The following is a 960-nucleotide window of genomic DNA, read 5'->3' on the forward strand; positions in this document are numbered from 1 at the left end:
CGGCTGTAGCGTTTCACCCATGGCGTGCTCCGAGGGCTGCTGTCGGACTTGGTGTAGCAACTTGATTCTACAGAGCTTTCGCGGGCACGCCAGCCATTACCCCCGATTTCGATGAATAAGGCGGGCTGACCGAGCGCCTGATCGAGGCGAGACTGGACGTGGCCCAAGCCGTCGACCAGTCGCCGACCCGGTCCGCGCAGGAAAGCGTCGACAACCTTGCGGAAGACCTGAGAGGGGTCCGAACGGATCTCATCAACGAGGTGCGCCGGTTCGTGATGGGCCTCGACACCTCGTCCTTCGTGGTCCGTGGTCGCCTGCGCTCTGTCGAGACATGGCAGGCCGAGGATGCGCCATGGTTCGAGATCTCCGATGAAGCTGCCGAGGAGCTCGTGGGCCTCGCGTCGCTGCCGAGCAGTGCCGACCTGGGGACGGAGGAAGCGAAGCGGTTCGATCTCGTGATGTTCGAACTTCAGCTGAGCTTGATGGGGCGATCGACGAAGATGGAGGCTTGCAGGAGAAAGGTCACGGATGTCGCGACCGCACTCTCGACCAAGCTGGAGATACCAGCGGTCGCACGCCAGGGGGATTTGATCGAGGAAGTGCTGACGCACGCCTGGTGGGAAGGTTTGACCGTGGCCCTCGCAGAGCACGCGCGCCTCCGCCTTCGCGAGATCGTACATCTAATGGATCAGACGTCGCGGACGATTCTGTATACCGACTTCGAGGACGACCTTGGCGCTGCGACGCCGGCCTCTCTCAATCCGGCGGCCGACTTCGCGGCCTTCAAGAAAAAGGCGCGAGAGTTCTTGTCGAAGCATGGCGACCATGTCGCTCTTAACAGGCCGCTGAAAAAGGCCGCCTCGACACGGGTTTGAGGACATGATTCACCCTTTCCGGGTCACGAGGGGGGCGGTCATGCGCGGGACAGACGAGGCGAGCGGGTCGCTGTTCAGCTATGTG

At 62.3% G+C, this 960-nt stretch carries 1 protein-coding gene; it reads left to right on the top strand.

What is annotated here, in order from left to right; genetic code table 11:
- The first annotated feature begins 158 nt into the window (after nt 1–158).
- Nucleotides 159–875 (top strand): hypothetical protein, encoded by a 717-nt coding sequence (locus DLJ49_RS21325; RefSeq protein ID WP_115395496.1) that lies wholly within the window; start codon nt 159–161, stop codon nt 873–875.
- The last annotated feature ends 85 nt before the right edge of the window (nt 876–960 follow it).

It is taken from the genome of Rhodovulum sp. 12E13 (assembly GCF_003340565.1).
Lineage (GTDB): Bacteria > Pseudomonadota > Alphaproteobacteria > Rhodobacterales > Rhodobacteraceae > HLUCCA09.